We start from the raw sequence: 16,040 nt of genomic DNA on the forward strand, positions 1-16,040 counted from the left end.
CACCTTATTTCCCTAAAGTAACTATTGTGATATAGTTGGTTCCATCAAAGAAATAAAACGGGAGGTCTATCGTTGGAGGAAGTTAAACTAAGCAAGGGCGCCCCCGGTATGAAGTGCCCGATCGAGGCGGCGCTCCGTATAATCGGAAGCAAATGGACCTTTCTTATTATCCGGGATCTCTTGATCGACGGAACGGTGAGATTCGGAGAATTGCTGAAATCTTTGGAAGGCATCAGCCCCAAAACGTTATCGGTTCGTCTGAGAGAGCTGGAAGAGAGCGGAATAGTCGTGAGAACCGTGTATCCCGAAGTGCCGCCCCGGGTGGAGTACACGTTAACCGCCAAGGGAAAACAACTGGAGTCCATATTCATCGAGCTGAAGGTGTGGGGCTTGAAACTGTAGAACGCGGTATCCAATAGGTGTTAGGTCGGATAACCGGCTGCCGTCTCTCTGAAGTTTCAACCAATCATCGGAGAGCCCATAGATCAAAATTCTTCTCATCAGACAAAAAAATCCCCGTTCTCAGCCGGCAGGGAAGGCGCCGGGCGGGGCAAACGGAGAGTAAGATACGGCTACAACGTATCGGGGGATGAGGACGTATTTTTTTTGTACGAGTGTTTCTCGATATACATTTCTTTATCCGCGGCTTCGATCACTTCGGCGGCGGACATGTCCGTATCTGGCCCTATATGAAAGAAACCGTGGCTGACCGAAACGGGAAAAGGACTGTCCGGTTCCCGGCTCAGCGTAAGCAGATCTTCGCGGATGCGGCTCCAGATGAGATCGGCGGCTTCCGGCGGAGTATGAAATACCAGAACGAATTCGTCTCCTCCGTAGCGGAACAGATAGTCTTGCGGCTCCAGATTTCGCTGAAGCACTTCACACGCCTTGTTAATGAGCGAATCTCCTTCGGCGTGGCCGTAACGGTCGTTGACTTCCTTCAGGTTGTTGATATCGACGAAGCAGACGGCCAGCTCGCGGCCCTGTTCCCTGCATTGGACAAGCTCCTGCTGGAGAAGCGTCATTCCGTGGCCTCTGTTCAGCACACCGGTCAGAGCGTCGAGAGACGCGTAGCGCGCCAGCTCGGCTTCGGCTTTTTTCAGCTCCGTAATGTCCGTAATTCCCGCGAGTACGCATGTCTCGTTATCGTACACGATGAGCTCGTAGTTGATCATGACCCATTTGTGGGAATGAGGCGATACGGACAGCTGGCAGATCAGGTTCTTGATGCTGTCTTTTTGCACCAGCTCATGGATGATCTCATCCTTCTCCAGGGCACCGGGGTACATGATGGAGGCGTCGGCGGGCGTGCCGCTGTCCAGCGGGATCTGAAAAAACTCTGCCGCTTCGGCATTCAGCTGTACGATGGTATTGTCCCGGATCCGGGACAGAACGAGCGGATACGGATTGACGGAGAACAGCTTCCGGAAACGGACTTCGTTCTCTTGAAGCTTCCGGGTGTTGGTGAAATCTTTTTTTCTCAGGTTATACAAGGTTAGGGCGACAAAAAAAGCGATCCCCGCGGTAGCGGTCGTATTGATTTCCTTCGTAAGCAGAGAGTACTTGTCTTTGTTTGCCATAGAAAGAAGGACTAGGAACACCGGATGGTTAATTAATAGAATAACCAAAAAATTCTTGGGGTGAATGGGAAGGATAATGGCCGCGCTCAGCAGAATGATGATATAGGCGTCTACGTTTCCGGTCAGGCTTTGGCTGTTGATCGAAGATAGCATGCCGATAAATAGATAGAGGGCCGTATAAGTAGTAACAAGGAGGGGCGGCCAGAATGTCCGCGAAGCGGCAGCCTGATTCCGAAGCAGGCGGTAAACAACGAGGAACAGGACCGAGATCAGCATACTCAGCAGGTGAATGCCGATAGAGCCGTACCTGTAAGCCTCGTCGGGAACGTCCCGGTAAAGAACGAAATCCGCGTAGAAGTAATACGGATAGACGGCAATAAGCAGTATGGAAACCAGTTTGATCCGGTGAAGCAAGTGTCCGTGATGGGACTGGGCGAAAAGCAGCGAATCACCGGTCTGTTTGGAGGGAAAGATCAATTCTCGCAAAGTACTCATCCTTCTTTATCTGCTATACAATATGAATCATTTTATCACAAAATGAGGAAAGGCCGATTCTTTTTTCGGCGGATTTACGAGAAGAAAAAAATAGAAAAACCCTTTTCCACGGAAAGTGAAAAAGGGCTTGAATTTAAAGGAAAGTTGTGATAAAATCACAAGTACTTATTTTTAAGTTAGATATTTACAATATATCATAATTTCATCTTGGTGTCAATACTCATAATTATAGCGATTGCAGTTGCGGTCATTACCCGGAGCTTTGGCGGGTGCAGACGAAGAGAACGACAATGCACTGGACGTGATTCCGGTTTCGGGAAGCAGGGGGCTGAGCATATGACAAAAGATCAACAAACAGGAACAGAGGCAGGACAACAATTCCAACCGGTACTAGATCCGTTTATGAAACCGGGAAAAGACGACTCCCGGGAAGCGGAGCAGGGCGGACAGCAGGATGACCTGTCTCTGCCGCATGGTATCCGCATGGATGATCCCGTACGTATGTATCTGAAAGAAATCGGACGTGTCGGGCTTCTTTCGGCTGAGGAGGAAGTCAATATCGCCAAAAGGATCGAACAGGGAGACGAGGAAGCGAAGCGTATCCTGGCGGAAGCGAACTTGCGTTTGGTCGTCAGCATTGCGAGAAGATATGCGGGACGCGGCATGCTGTTCCTCGATCTGATCCAGGAAGGCAACATGGGATTGATGAAGGCCGTCGAGAAATTCGACTATACCAAGGGATATAAATTCAGTACGTATGCGACCTGGTGGATCCGTCAGGCCATCACCCGCTCTATCGCCGACCAGGCGCGGACGATCCGTATTCCCGTTCATATGGTGGAAACAATCAACAAGCTGAGCCGCGTATCCCGGGAGCTTCTCCAGGATCTCGGGCGGGAGCCCGCTCCGGAGGAGATCGCCAAGGAGATGGAGCTCAGCGTGGAGAAGGTGCGCGAGATTATGAAGATCGCCCAGGAGCCGGTTTCGCTTGAGACCCCTGTCGGCGAAGAAAGCGACACGAACCTGGGAGATTTCATCGAGGATCAGGACGCGATGGCTCCGGCCGACGCCGCCGCGTTCGAGCTGCTGAAGGTGCAGCTGGAGGACGTGCTCGACACGCTCAGCGAGCGGGAGGAGAACGTGCTGCGCCTGCGTTTCGGCCTCGACGACGGGCGTACCCGCACGCTGGAGGAAGTCGGCCAGGTATTCGGCGTCACCCGCGAAAGAATCCGCCAGATCGAGGCGAAAGCCCTGCGCAAGCTGAGACATCCGAGCCGCAGCAAACGACTGAAGGATTTTCTGGACGAATCATAAGAGCATGGGAGATGAAAGGCATGACTGCAGGGTTTGTCATCCGCTGTCTGAACTGCGGGGAAGAACATAAAGTGGTGCCCGGCCAGCGTGCTTACCGGGATGAGCGCATCGTGTTCGGCACGGACAATTACGGGGCCGATCAGATTTCCTGCGAATGCGGGAACGCTCTTGAGGAGCACAGCGAATACAAGGGCGAAGCGTTTCACAGCGAGTTCGTCGTAAAGTGGCGGGATTTATCCGGCAAGGAGCCGGCCAACTGAAGCGATACATCGATTGAACAGAGCCGTTCCGGCAGGGCATTTCCCCGGTTGGGTACTCGCGCGAAGCGCGGTATTCACCCGGCGGAGATGCCTTTTTTGATGGAGCGCAAGAAAGAGGGTTGCATAGTCCGGCCGTTCTGTGGAAAAATTAGCAGGGATTCAACCCGCCCGGCGTGGCGGGAAATTAACGGCAAGGAGTCAGAACCCGATGATTCATTTGTATACACATAACGATCTGGACGGAGTAGGATGCGGCATTCTGGCCAAATGCGCGTTCGGCGAGGAAGCCGAGGTCCGGTACAACTCCGTGGAAGGGCTGAACGTGCAGGTTCAGAAATTCCTGGAACTTGCCCGGCAGGGAAAAATCAAGAACGAGTACCTCTACATAACGGATTTGTCGGTTAATGAGCAGAATGAGCAGGAGCTGAGCGAATACGCCCAGGCCGGCGGCAAGATCAGCATGATCGACCACCATAAGACGGCGCTGCACTTTAATGCGTACCCGTGGGCGGCGGTTACGGTGGCGTACCCCGACGGCAGGCTTGCTTCCGCCACGTCCTTGTTTTACGAGCATCTGCTGCGCAGCGGTTTTTTGAAAGCGACCCCGGCGCTGGATGAATTCGTCGAGCTGGTCCGCCAGTACGACACCTGGGAATGGGAGGCGAACGGCAACGGGCAGGCCAAGCGGCTGAACGATCTGTTCTACCTCGTGTCCATCGATGAGTTCGAGGAAAAGATGGTGCCCCGTCTCCTGGGGAGCGAGCCTTTCGCTTTCGACGATTTCGAAGAAAAGATTCTGGATATGGAAGAGAGCAAGATCGAGCGCTATATCCGGAGAAAACGCCGGGAAATCGTCCAGACCTTTATTCACGATTACTGCGTAGGCATCGTTCACGCGGAATCGTACCATTCCGAGCTGGGCAACGAGCTGGGCAAAGAATACCCGCATCTGGACTATATCGCGATTCTGAATATGGGCGGCAAGCGCGTCAGCTTCCGGACCATCCACGATCACGTGGATGTATCCCAGGTGGCCGGACGCTACGGCGGCGGCGGTCATGCGAAGGCTTCCGGCTGCTCGTTGACCGACGAGGTTTATCCGGCCTATGTGGCCGAGCCGTTCTCCGTCGAGCCGATCCGCACGGACGCTTTCCGCAACTACTACAACGTGAAAAACAGCAGCTTCGGAACGCTGTATGAAGGGCGCAGCGACACGCGCTTCTTCCTCTATCCTTTCGACGGAAAGTGGAAGATGGAGATTAACGGCGAAGAAGTCGACGCTTCGTACGAAACGTACGAGGAAGCCGAGCGCTTTATTAAACGGCATTATGCCGCGTGGCTGGTGCGTGATGAAGTGTTCGTGAAATTTCTGATGAAGCATTTCAGGAAGCAAGTTTGAGCCGTGCGGCAGGGCAGTAGGCTGCGGCAGGCCGTTGAAAGCCCCTGAGGCCCCTAAAGGCCCCTAAAGGCCCCTGAAGGCTGCTGGGCGACAAAGTGCATCCCACCAGGGATGCACTTTATTAATTTTATGGTGCCAACATCGGCTTAGTAGGGGATTTTAAATACCCAAATGTGCCCGAAGAGTCGCGCCTGCATATTCGTTTCTGAACGAGCCTCTTTCAACTAGACGAGGCATAAGTTTTTCAAAAAATAGTTCCATCGATTTTTCCGGACCGCCCGGAAGAGCTATAAATCCGTCGATAGCACCAGCCTCAAAACGCACGATAAGTACATAAGCCTCTGTATAGGTGGGTTTCCGGGCGCGTTTTGAGAGGGGGAAGGGTTTGGTACCTTTTCTCTCAGTATCAGTGTTCTACTGCATGATATACCCCTAGTAAAAAACGGGGTGCGGTTGGTCTATGAATGACCGCCGTGCCCCGTTCTTTTTATTATTACAATGTTTTCTTTTTCGGACTAATTACGTGTATGTATTTAATAGTAAGTTTCCATAACACTTTCCCCAACAAAAACATCAACACACCAAATACAATAGAAACGGGCAAGAACTGCATTGGGCTTGGTATAAATGCTCCAATTTCGATTGTTATTCCGGCAATATCATATCCCATAAGATACCCGACAAATTTAATAATGCCGCCTATCGGTGTAATAACTCCACCAATCATTAAAGCAATGGAAAGAGTACTGATAATCGGCAAAAGAAACATACCGCTGACGCCTGCAAAGCTGCTGCAAAATGCAAATACAGCGCCGAATTTACGCCAACTAAATGTACTGTTCTTTGAAATGGCTTCACCTAAGTATGCTTTCGCTAATTCTTTCGGGTTTCCTAACCGTTCGATGATTTGCTCAGAAGATACACCATTATTTTGCAATTCAAGCATTACACTTTTGATTTCTTTTACAATGTCAATACGCTCGGAATCGGGCATAGATTTCAAATACTTTTCTATTTTTACAAGATAGTCATTCATAATTTTATCCATGATCTAACGCTCCTTTAATTTCTGATATAGCTGTTAATAAATTATCCCATTCTAAGGACATAGCGTTTAAGTATTCGTTTCCTTTTTCTGTAAGGGTATAATATTTTCTTGGTGGCAAACCCTCTGTACTTTCTTGCCAAGATGAAGAAATATATTCTTCTTTCAATAATCTTCTTAGCAGAGGATAAATTGTATTTTCTTTTGCAGCAACAATAGGATACTGCTCTAACTTACTAATGATTTCATACCCATAGTAGGGTCGTTGCTTTATTAGCAAAAGAATACAAAAATCGAGTGTTCCTCGCTTAATTTGTGATTTCCAATCTTCTACATTCATGTTTGTACCTCCTGCATATACATCGTACAACACAGTATATCAAATATCAATAGTATATCATATTTTTTCATTCCACGTAATTAAGATATTTTTCCTTTTTATGGCTTCATACATTAGGTACAGATAATCTTAAATCATACGTTGAAAATAAAGAAGTGTATTGGTTAAGTCTTTCTGGGCTCATGAGTGTTGAATCGATAGATTCATCAAAAAACGCCATCCTTTCCTATGATTTCACAGAAAGAATGGCGTATTTTCTCTTTAGAGAGAATTTTGTTTTATTAGCTTAATGGCGTTGGGTTAAATTCCGTTTTTCCGTTTTCCTTGTTTGCCTACTTGCTAAATTCAGCAAGTAAAATATTTTTAAAAGGATTAGGACTGTTATCTCTACCCAAACTGTTCAAACTGACGGCCAACGTATGCTTGCCTCCAAGTGTACCTCCAGCAATAGTAGAAAACCCTAGAATGCCACCTGTGTGTCCCCATATCGAGACATCGTTTGGAAGCTTAAATTCAAAGATCCCAAGACCATATCCGTCCATTCCTGCTCTTCCTGTAGGAACTGTAGTAAGCATTTGTTTTAGTTGCTGTTCCTTCAGCAACTTGCCACCGAGCAAGGAAGAGAAGAATTTATTTAAGTCGTCAGCAGTAGAAATCATATCTCCAGCCGAGCTGCCTGCACTGGGGTTATAATAAGTAACGTCTTTTATCTCACTTGCTTCGTCTGGTTGGGAATATCCCCGAGCATGCTTGGTGCCTGGAATAACGCTTGAATTCCCAGGAAGGAATGTATCCGACAATTCAAGCGGTTCAATAATCCGATTTTCAATCTCTTCCGCGTAGCTGTTTCCGGTTACTTTTTCAATAAGAATACCCAGTAATACGTATCCTGTGTTTGAATAAGACCAGCCTTTTCCTGGGGCAAAGTCTGGGGGCAGAGAAATCCCCATCTTCACTATTTCTTCAGTCGTATACGATTTTTTTGTATCCATAAAATCTGCGTCTTTTGACCTTGAGTATTCAGCGATACCACTTGTATGGTTCAATATCTGCCGGATGGTAATCTGTTTACCATCATATCCATTTCCTTGAATGACACCAGGCAACCATTTTTCGATGGAGTCGTCTAGATTCAAGCGGTTCTCTCCAGCTAATTGAAGTACAACCGTTGCGGTGAACGTCTTCGTCACGCTGCCAATGCGAAAGCGAAAATCTGTTTTCATTGGTTTCTTGGTGCTCAGATTCGCTACCCCAGCGGCATAACCCCATGTTTTTCCATCCTTAAAACTTATAGCAAGTATTCCCGGGAATCCAAGTTGCAATGTATCCCGCATTGCTTGCTTGACGGATTTATGATCTCGTTGAGTGCTTGTTTGTAACGAGCTAGATACATTTTGAGTGGGCTCTGCTTTTATAATTGAGGTTGGCGATGTGTATAGCAGGGAACTTCCAGTTATTAAAAGGGCCAGACTTGCAAATGTAATTTGATTACGTATTTTCATAAGACATTTCTCTCCTCTTTTTCACACAGAAATTACTTCTTTTCCTTTGAAATACACTTGTTAACGGGTTTGTTTTTTATATACGACATATCTGTTCAGCCTTTCCCGTCTACCTCCTGCATGTACATCGTACAACACAGTACCTCTAATATCAATAGTATATCAGAATTTATTTATTCAATTTAATCCCATTTATCATACACGATACTTACAGGTGCGCTATCCTGCCCATTAGTTATGATGCCTCGTCAGTCTAAGACATTATTTTCTCGGTCTAATTCTTCCTATTTCTTGAACAATATGTCCAGGTAGACAGTTTTATAAAGCTGTATGATGTCTGCTAGAATTAGAGCGAAAGTTTATAAACTTAACAAGACAAAAATAGCTACTTGTATCAGCGGCCCGGTGCTGGGAACACCGGCCAGGCCGCTGCTTTTACGATTTATTCAGCTATTTGAAACGGCTGTTTCTCCTGTTCAACTGAAATCTGTTGTGCCGTTAAAGATAAACGGCCTTTAAGGGATTACGGTGCTTGCATCAGGGGTAAGATGTACCAAACGGACGGGAAGACTTCGTGAATGCGCTTTCTGACGGGGCCCTTCCGTATACGTCTTTTGAAAGGGGAGAAGGCTGTGAGAAGGAAAATTCTCATCACGGGAGCGTCGGGAAGAATCGGCAGCGCTCTGCTGGAAGGACTGGGCAGCCTGGATCGCTACGACATCACGGCGGCCGATCTGGAGGCTGATGAAGCGGCCGGAGTCGTTCCGCTGGATGTGACGGATGCCGACCGTCTGGAGCGGCTGACGCAAGGCGTGGATACGATTCTGCATATCGCCTGGGCCAAGGACAACGAGGATTTCCTCGGGAAAGTGCTGCCGGTCAACGTGACGGGCGCTTACCATGTCTATGAAGCCGCCCGCAAAAACGGAGTGAAGCGGGTCATTTTCGCCAGCTCCAATCATGCGACGGGGTTTTACAAGGTCGGGGACGATGTGGAGGTTACGGACCCTTACCGGCCGGACAGCTTTTACGGACTCAGCAAGTGTTATATCGAACTGCTTGGACGCTTGTACGCGGATAAGTACGGTATTTCCTCCTTCAACATGCGGATCGGCAACTTTCCCGGCGATGACCGCCCTCATTCCGAGCGTTCGGCTCACATCTGGATTTCTTCCCGGGATATGGTGCAGCTTGCCGAGCGCTGCATTGAAGCGGACGCGTCGATGAAGTACCTCGTTCTTTACGGAACGTCGGCGAATACGGGGAATTATTACGATATCGGCTATTTAAAAGAGTTGATCGGCTACGATCCGCAGGACGATTCCGCCGTTCTGATGGAGGAAGCCCGGCAGCGAAGCGAGCACATCAAGGAAGACGAAACCCCTTTTCAGGGAGGAAGTTTCGTGGATAAGAAGCCCTCCCAGGAATAGGGGGGAAGGTATATTACGTGCGCCTTTAGCTGTATCCGCAGCCCGACCGGGCTCTAGGTCCGAAAGGCATGCAGACAAAACGTAACCCCCGGTATGAAGCATACCGGGGGTTTGCGCTGCCTTAGGGCATGGATGGGACTGACGTGCGGTTCACTTCTCGAATGGAATCAGACCATTCTTACGGCCAGACAACTGTTTAAACGGAACTAACCGTTCCTCAGATTCCGAAATGCCCGATCACCACGCCGCCGTAGACAAACGCGGCAATGATCACGAACGCCGGATGAATTTTGCGCCTTTGCATGGCCCAATACGCAACGGCGGCAATGCCGAGCGACTGCCAGATGCCGATGGACCGGACAGAGCCTTCCGCCATCTGCCAGGTCAGCACGACCATCATGACGGCGATGACCGGCTGGACGAGCAGCGTCATGCCTTTCACGACGGAGGACTGCCGGTGCTTCTGAAGCAGCTTCAGAAGCACGATCAGGGCAGCCGCCGAAGGAACGACGGTGGCGGCTATGGCGACGGTCAGTCCGATCCAGCCGGCGGCGTCGTAGCCGACATAGGCGGCGAACTTCGTCGCGATCGGTCCGGGCAGCGTGTTGCCCAGCGCGAGGATGTTCGAAAACTGGCGGTCGTCCGCCCAGTGATAATGCGTCACCACCTCCTGGTACACGAGGGGAATGGAGGACGGGCCTCCTCCGTAACCGAGAACGTTGGCGACGAAAAACCCGATGAACAGGTTCAGCCACTCTTCCATCATGAACGGTCCTCTTTTCCGTCATCCGGCGTGCCGCGTTTGCCCGGCCCGCTCCGCAGCCGGCGGACGACTTTATAATGAAACGCGCCGTAGGCAAGGAAGGCGATAATGACAATCGCCGCGTGGATATGGATGACCTCAAGCATCACCAGCGACAGCGCGAAAAAACCGAAGCCTGCAAGCTTGCCGAGTCCTTTGACGGCCCGTTCGGCGAACTCGTAGGCCATCAGGCCGATCATCACGGCCACGACCGGGACGACGGCGGCGATCATCCCTTGCACCACGGTCGAGCTGCTCAAGTAGCCGACCACGGAAAGCAGCGCGATCATCGCCAGCGACGAAGGCAGAATATGCGCGATGACGGCGACGATAGCGCCGAGGGTGCCTTTCTGCCGGTAGCCGAGGTAGGCGGCGATCTTCGTCGCGATGGGTCCGGGGAGGGCGTTGGCCAAGGCCAGAATTTCGCCGAACTCCTCGTCCTCCATCCAGCCGTAATGATTGACGGCCTCATAGCGGATCAGAGGAATGACGGAGGGGCCTCCGCCGTAGCCGAGAATGCCGGTTTTGACCATTGCGGAGGTCAGTTCGTAGTAAGGCTTTCGCCCGCGGGAAGCCTGCCGCATTTTACAACCTCATTCCCATGCGGCTTTTGAACCGGGTGATCAGCACCTGGCAGTCCACACTCGTAATGCCCGGCAGCGGGTACAGCTTTTCTCTAAGGAACAGCTCCATCTCATGATGGTTCGTAAAAAGCCCGTGCATATGAAGCTTACTGGGGCCCGTCATATGATAGAGGCTCGTCACCGAAGGCTCTTCCGCCAGCTCGTCGGCCACTTGGTGCAGAAACTTGGGCTCTACCTCTACGTTAAAAAAGGCGGAGACCCCGATTCCGATTTTCTCGGGATTGATGACCGCGGTGAATCGTTCGATCACTCCCGATTCCATCAAAGCTTGTATGCGTCCCTGTACGGCCACACGCGACAGCCCGATGTCTTTGGCCAGATCGGTATAGGAAATGCGGCCGTTGGCGTTCAGGGCCCGGATAATTTTGCGGTCGGTTTCGTCGATCCCCGCTGATTTGGTTTCCGGAAGCTCTTGGATGTTCATTCGGATCGCCTGCCTTTCTTTTGTTTTAAATACAAAGTGTCGGATTAATAAACAAAATGATTTCGTTATGTAATAATATATAGGCATTTGCTTTCGATTTCAAATATTATTGTAAAATTCCGGAACTATCGCAGGAGAGGGAACCGGATTTGTCCGAGCGGCGAGCATCCGAGTTTCCGGCTCTCAGGCTTTTCAGCTCGCCGCCTTTTTCAGTTCTCAGCCTCATTCAGTTCCTCCGGCTCTTCCGGTTCTTGTTTATGCCTCTGTCATTCCGTCACCACGTCTCAGCCGATTCCGTAACGTGGTTATAGGGCAGCGCAAAGCTTCGCGCCATCGGCCGGGCTCGGGGCCGTATCCATTCCGCCGGCGTCCGTTTAGTTTGACCGGAAAAAGGCCGCCGCATGAAAGAGCGGGCCGGAAACACCCGGCGGCAAAACCGGATCTCCCGCCCCGCTTCTTACAAAACGGCCTGCGCTTCCGCAAACTGGCTGTTCCACAAGGCGCTGTAAGCGCCGCTCCGCCGCATAAGCTCGTCATGGCTCCCGGTCTCGACGATACGGCCCCCGTCCATGACGCAGATCCGGTCGCAGTGCCGGACCCCGCTCAGCCGGTGGGAGATCATCACCGTCGTGATGCCGAGGCCGGCAACCAGCGAGGTAACGGCCTTCTCGGTGACGGCGTCCAGACTGCTCGTCGCTTCGTCCATCAGAAGCAGGTGGGGCTTCTTCATAAGCGCCCTGGCAACCGAAAGCCGCTGGCGCTGGCCTCCCGACAGGTTGGAGCCGTTCTCCTCCAGCACCGTTTCGTAATGCCGGGGGAGCGAGGCGATAAAGTCGTGAATCTGCGCCTGCTTGCACACTTCCGCGACTTCTGCCAGAGAAGGCTTGGGGTCGAGTCCCAGACACAAGTTGTCGTACACCGTGCCGTGATAGAAAAACGCTTCCTGCGGCACATACGCGATCCGGCTGCGAAGGACACCGGCGGGGATTTCGCGCAGATCGCGGCCGCCAATCGCAATGCTTCCCTGCTCGGCTTCGTAAAATTTCATGAGCAGCTTAAGCAGGCTCGTTTTGCCGGATCCGCTCGGTCCGACCAGCGCCGTCGAGGAACCTTCACGGATCGTCAGACTTACATCGTTTAACGTAAGGGGTCTGCTCCCGTACCGGTACGAAAGATTGCGGATCAGAACATCCCCCCGCAGATCAAGATCTTCCTTGGAGACGGCGGTTTCATCCGGCGAAAGCTCTTTTTCGGGCGCCAGATCCATGTACTCACCGAGTCTGGAGGCGGCGACATAGGCCGACTGGAGCACGGGCTGGAGGTCGATCAGCCGCTGCAGCGGGCTTAGAAAATAGGCCAGGAGCACGTTGAAGGTAATAAGCTGGCCGGCTGTAATCTGCCCGTCCAGCACCTGCCTGGCGCCGATCCACAGCAGGGCGACACCGCTTATAAGCTGGAGGGCCGTCTTCAGGGCCGACTGGACGTTGTTCATCAGGCCGTACTTGAATGCCGTAGCCAGAAACGCTTCGTATTTCGCCCGTGCGGTCTCTTTAACCTCCTTTTGCGCGGTGGAAGCTTTGACGGTCTCGATTCCTTTAATGGATTCGATGACATAAGAAGTCAGCTCGGCATTTTCGTTCATCATTTTCCGGTTATAGCGGTCAAAAATCCCCCGGAATCCCCCCATGATCAGCACATAAACCGGTACGAGCAGCAGCGTAAGGCCGAAGAGAAGCGGATTCTGGTTATAAAGAACGGCAGCCGCTATCAGGAGCGTCAGGGAATCGACCGCAATATGAAGGGAGGCTTCGGAGAGCGCGTCCCGCACGTTGGAGGCGTCGGTCAGCCTGGAAGTGATTTCGCCGGTTTTGCGCGAACTGAAAAAACTCATCGGCAGCGAGATGACGTGATTGTAATATTGAAGCACAAGACCGCGGTCGATGCGCTGAGCGAGATATAGGAACAGATGATTCCTCGTGAAGTCGAGCAGGGTCTGAACCGCATACAGGACAATAACGCCGACCGAGACGAGCGTGAGGGTGCCTTGAAGCTTTTCGGCCATAATCGTATCGAGCAGAATTTGAAAATAAAAAGCGCCGGCCATGCCGATCGCCGTTACGAGAAGCGAGGCGGCAAGAATCGGCGCGAGAAGCTTCCGGTTGCTGCGGAGCAGAGGGAAGAAGCGTTTCACAGCGCCCGTCACCCGGCTGCCGGGTTTGAAGTGTTCGCCGGGCGTCAGCAGAACTAACACGCCGGTCCACAAGTTCAGAAATTCCTCCGTTTTGTAAGTCCGCATTCCTTCGGCGGGGTCGGCAGCGAGGACCTTCTCCCCGGTAATCTTGTAGATTACGACATAATGCTGGACTTCCTTGTCGACCACATGCGCGATAGCCGGAAGCTCGAATCCTGCGAACAGAGCCTGGGCGTCTCCTTTTACCGCTTCGGCGTTGAAGCCGAGCTTTCCGGCCCCCTGCACGATGCCGTAGGCATTCGTCCCCGTATGATCCGTACCGCAAGCTTCGCGGATCAGGGAGAGCGGCATTTTCAGACCGTAATAGCGGGCTACGGCAGCCAGGCAGGCGGGAGCACAATCTTTCCGGTCGTGCTGCCGGATACAAACCGGTTTTCGGTTTAAGCTCAACACAATCACGCCTTCCTACAGCAGGTTCTTATCTTTAAATAACCCGTAACGGACAGATTAATAACAGTTTTAAATAGTAAAAAACAATAAATAAATGGATAATATACCCAAGTAACGATTAAATTTCAGAACCGGGGGTTAAATAAATACGAGGTTATTCAACCTACTTCGGAAAGGAGCACTTACAATGAAAACACTCAAAAGTAATCACTCTTTCACCAAGCTGGATGAAACCGAAATGATGGACGTCAACGGCGGCGACTGGAGAGACCATGCGCGCTGGGCGGCTGACTTCGTACGGGGCCTCTTCTCGAATCCCCTCGGCTGCGGACTCGGCGATGTAACCGGTGGCAACAGCAAACCGGCTAAAGGCTGCTCGCCTTACCCGGCCAAGAACAGCAACTGCTAATCAGGAAATAATCAGGCAATAATGTGGAAAAAGAGCGGGGCCGGGTTAACCGGCCCTGTTTTCATTCCGTCATGCCGGGTAATGAACCCGGGAGGAAGACCGATAAGGCAGAGAGGAGCGGGAGGATGGCTAACGAGGAAAGGGATCGGCTTGAAGGGTACAGGTATAATCTTCCGTTTTTTGAACATTTACATAAAAAGCTGCAGGATGCGGCGGGAATGTCCCGGAACCCGGCGGGGGAGGACGCGTCCGGAGAGGGATACGGCTCATCGGGAGCGGGAACTGCACCCTCCGGGACGCCCCGCACCGAACGAACGCTTAGTACGGGCCCGGGGGAGGAGAACCTGCTCCGCCTGATAGAAGAGCGCATTGCCCTGCTGGATAAGGTGAGGGAATGCTCGGATGATCTTGTCCCGCTCATCGGGGAAGAGCCGCCCGGCATGGGTGAAGAGCTAGCCATGCTGGGCGAAACCGGGTACGGGGACCTGCAGGATACCCTGCTCCGGCCGGGCCGGGCGTCGATATCGGTCGTCATTCCCGTCTTCAATGAAGAGCGGTGCATCACGCGGTGCCTGGACAGTATCCGGGGGCTGGCCGACGAGATCATCGTCCTGGATACGGGTTCGACCGACGGCACTGTCGACTTGATCCGCGGCGAATACCCGCACGTCCGGCTCGAATTTGCGGAATGGCGGGACGATTTTGCCGAAATCCGCAACCGGCTGAACGATCTGGCGGCGGGAGACTGGATTTTCCAGTTGGATGCGGACGAGGCACTGATCGGCGATGGAGCGGAGCTCAGAGCTTTTTTGCAGCTGTTCTACGATTGTCCGGCCGAAGCGCTTGTCGTCTCGCCCAAAATCGTCAATCACGACGGCGGGGAATTGACGCTGACCCGCCGGATTTTCCGCCGCGAAGACGGGCTTCGCTACTACGGGGTCATTCATGAAGACCTGCGGAAGGAGATGGACGAAAGAGGCGGGGATCTGCGGCATCTCATGACGGAGTTCACCCTATCTCATGACGGGTACGAGCCTCAGGTGATCAAGGCGAAGAACAAGCACGAGCGCAATATCCGGCTGGAAGAGCAGATGGCGGCGAGAGAGCCGGACAACATCCGGTGGCACTACTTTCTTGCACGGGAGAAGCAGGAAGCGGGGTTTCCCGATCATGAAATCGTGGAAGGCATCCGCACCGGACTCCAGCTGCGGGGAACGCGTACCGAGCCGGATCATTTTCATCTGCGCAGTCTGCTGCTGCTTGCCGGTATACTGGACAGCCGGCCTCAATATAACGAGCCGCTGAATGCCCTGGCGGAAGAAATCAACGCGCTTTATCCCGAATGCACCGACGGGCTGTACTATCTGCTGCTACATGAATATACGGACGGGACAGGGAATCTGGTAACCCGGGCCGAATCGGGGCTGAACCGGCTCAAACGGCTGGAAAATCCGTATTCCCTCCTGCATCCGAGGAGCGATCATGTCATCCAGCTGCTCGGGGAAATGTTTATGGCGGCTGGGCAGTACAAGCGTGCTTTCCATCTCTACTCCCAAATTTCCGACGAAAGAATTCTCCAAAATCTCCGGAAAAGGCTGGGCGGCCTGCAGGACGAAATAGCCGCTTTTCTGGAAGGATGACGGGGCATCCCCGCTAAAGGTTCTGTGCCGCGGTCCGGCTGCCGGTACAGGGCCTTTTTTGGTATAACGAATCTTGCACTTGTGGGCAGGCTCTCCCCTCTGGGATAATGGAATT

15 protein-coding genes and 1 pseudogene are annotated in these 16,040 nt (G+C 52.1%); 7 read left to right on the forward strand and 9 right to left on the reverse strand.

What is annotated here, in order from left to right:
* Positions 1 to 108 precede the first annotated feature (108 nt).
* Positions 109 to 402, forward strand: a complete 294-nt coding sequence (locus tag C4S74_RS05675; protein WP_219819048.1) for a helix-turn-helix domain-containing protein — start codon at positions 109 to 111, stop codon at positions 400 to 402.
* Between the two features lie 170 nt (positions 403 to 572).
* Here the strand turns inward: C4S74_RS05675 and C4S74_RS05680 are convergent, their stop codons facing one another.
* Positions 573 to 2,075, reverse strand: a complete 1,503-nt coding sequence (locus C4S74_RS05680) for a diguanylate cyclase (RefSeq protein ID WP_258042399.1) — start codon at positions 2,073 to 2,075, stop codon at positions 573 to 575.
* A 402-nt stretch (positions 2,076 to 2,477) separates the two neighbouring features.
* Here C4S74_RS05680 and rpoD point away from each other — a divergent pair, with 402 nt between their 5' ends.
* The 3 genes from rpoD (at position 2,478) to C4S74_RS05695 (ending at position 5,048) form a co-directional block, all read left to right on the forward strand.
* Positions 2,478 to 3,389: an RNA polymerase sigma factor RpoD gene (gene rpoD / locus C4S74_RS05685; protein WP_196809670.1), complete on the forward strand. Its 912-nt coding sequence runs from the start codon at positions 2,478 to 2,480 to the stop codon at positions 3,387 to 3,389.
* Positions 3,390 to 3,409: 20 nt separating this feature from the next.
* Positions 3,410 to 3,649 (forward strand): hypothetical protein, encoded by a 240-nt coding sequence (locus C4S74_RS05690; protein ID WP_258042400.1) that lies wholly within the window; start codon positions 3,410 to 3,412, stop codon positions 3,647 to 3,649.
* Between the two features lie 208 nt (positions 3,650 to 3,857).
* Entirely contained in the window at positions 3,858 to 5,048 is a 1,191-nt protein-coding gene (locus tag C4S74_RS05695; RefSeq protein WP_103994390.1) for a DHH family phosphoesterase, read from the forward strand.
* Positions 5,049 to 5,207: 159 nt separating this feature from the next.
* On the opposite strand, the pseudogene C4S74_RS26935 reads toward C4S74_RS05695, so the two are convergent.
* The 4 genes and pseudogenes from C4S74_RS26935 to C4S74_RS05715 form a co-directional block, all read right to left on the reverse strand.
* Positions 5,208 to 5,378, reverse strand: a pseudogene (locus tag C4S74_RS26935) (LLM class flavin-dependent oxidoreductase); the annotation flags it as partial.
* A 163-nt stretch (positions 5,379 to 5,541) separates the two neighbouring features.
* Entirely contained in the window at positions 5,542 to 6,096 is a 555-nt protein-coding gene (locus tag C4S74_RS05705) for a DUF1700 domain-containing protein (RefSeq protein ID WP_103994391.1), read from the reverse strand.
* Positions 6,089 to 6,433: a PadR family transcriptional regulator gene (locus C4S74_RS05710; RefSeq protein WP_103994392.1), complete on the reverse strand. Its 345-nt coding sequence runs from the start codon at positions 6,431 to 6,433 to the stop codon at positions 6,089 to 6,091. Before C4S74_RS05710 ends, C4S74_RS05705 begins: the two co-directional genes overlap by 8 nt.
* Before the next feature lie 332 nt (positions 6,434 to 6,765).
* The gene (locus C4S74_RS05715) at positions 6,766 to 7,935 is read right to left on the reverse strand and encodes a serine hydrolase (protein WP_103994393.1); all 1,170 of its coding nucleotides are present in this window, start codon (positions 7,933 to 7,935) and stop codon (positions 6,766 to 6,768) included.
* A gap of 632 nt (positions 7,936 to 8,567) precedes the next feature.
* On the opposite strand from C4S74_RS05715, the gene C4S74_RS05720 reads away from it, so the two are divergent.
* Positions 8,568 to 9,365, forward strand: coding sequence for an NAD(P)-dependent oxidoreductase (locus C4S74_RS05720; protein WP_103994810.1), 798 nt, complete (start codon positions 8,568 to 8,570; stop codon positions 9,363 to 9,365).
* Between the two features lie 217 nt (positions 9,366 to 9,582).
* On the opposite strand, the gene C4S74_RS05725 is transcribed toward C4S74_RS05720, so the two are convergent.
* From C4S74_RS05725 to C4S74_RS05740, 4 genes are all read right to left on the reverse strand, one after another.
* The gene (locus C4S74_RS05725) at positions 9,583 to 10,128 is read right to left on the reverse strand and encodes a chromate transporter (RefSeq protein WP_374755396.1); all 546 of its coding nucleotides are present in this window, start codon (positions 10,126 to 10,128) and stop codon (positions 9,583 to 9,585) included.
* Entirely contained in the window at positions 10,128 to 10,751 is a 624-nt protein-coding gene (locus C4S74_RS05730) for a chromate transporter (RefSeq protein ID WP_103994395.1), read from the reverse strand. Before C4S74_RS05730 ends, C4S74_RS05725 begins: the two co-directional genes overlap by 1 nt.
* Position 10,752: 1 nt before the next feature.
* Positions 10,753 to 11,235, reverse strand: a complete 483-nt coding sequence (locus tag C4S74_RS05735) for an Lrp/AsnC family transcriptional regulator (protein ID WP_103994396.1) — start codon at positions 11,233 to 11,235, stop codon at positions 10,753 to 10,755.
* A 457-nt stretch (positions 11,236 to 11,692) separates the two neighbouring features.
* The gene (locus C4S74_RS05740; protein ID WP_258042401.1) at positions 11,693 to 13,879 is read right to left on the reverse strand and encodes a peptidase domain-containing ABC transporter; all 2,187 of its coding nucleotides are present in this window, start codon (positions 13,877 to 13,879) and stop codon (positions 11,693 to 11,695) included.
* Positions 13,880 to 14,063: 184 nt separating this feature from the next.
* Between C4S74_RS05740 and C4S74_RS05745 the strand changes: the two genes are divergently transcribed.
* On the forward strand, positions 14,064 to 14,285 hold the full coding sequence (locus C4S74_RS05745; protein ID WP_103994397.1) for a bacteriocin-type signal sequence: 222 nt from the start codon (positions 14,064 to 14,066) through the stop codon (positions 14,283 to 14,285).
* Positions 14,286 to 14,410: 125 nt separating this feature from the next.
* A complete protein-coding gene (locus tag C4S74_RS05750) occupies positions 14,411 to 15,925 on the forward strand; it encodes a glycosyltransferase family 2 protein (RefSeq protein WP_103994398.1) in 1,515 nt (504 codons plus the stop codon).
* The last annotated feature ends 115 nt before the right edge of the window (positions 15,926 to 16,040 follow it).

Source organism: Paenibacillus sp. UNC499MF (genome assembly GCF_900107975.1).
In the GTDB taxonomy this organism is placed as follows: Bacteria; Bacillota; Bacilli; order Paenibacillales; family NBRC-103111; genus Paenibacillus_F.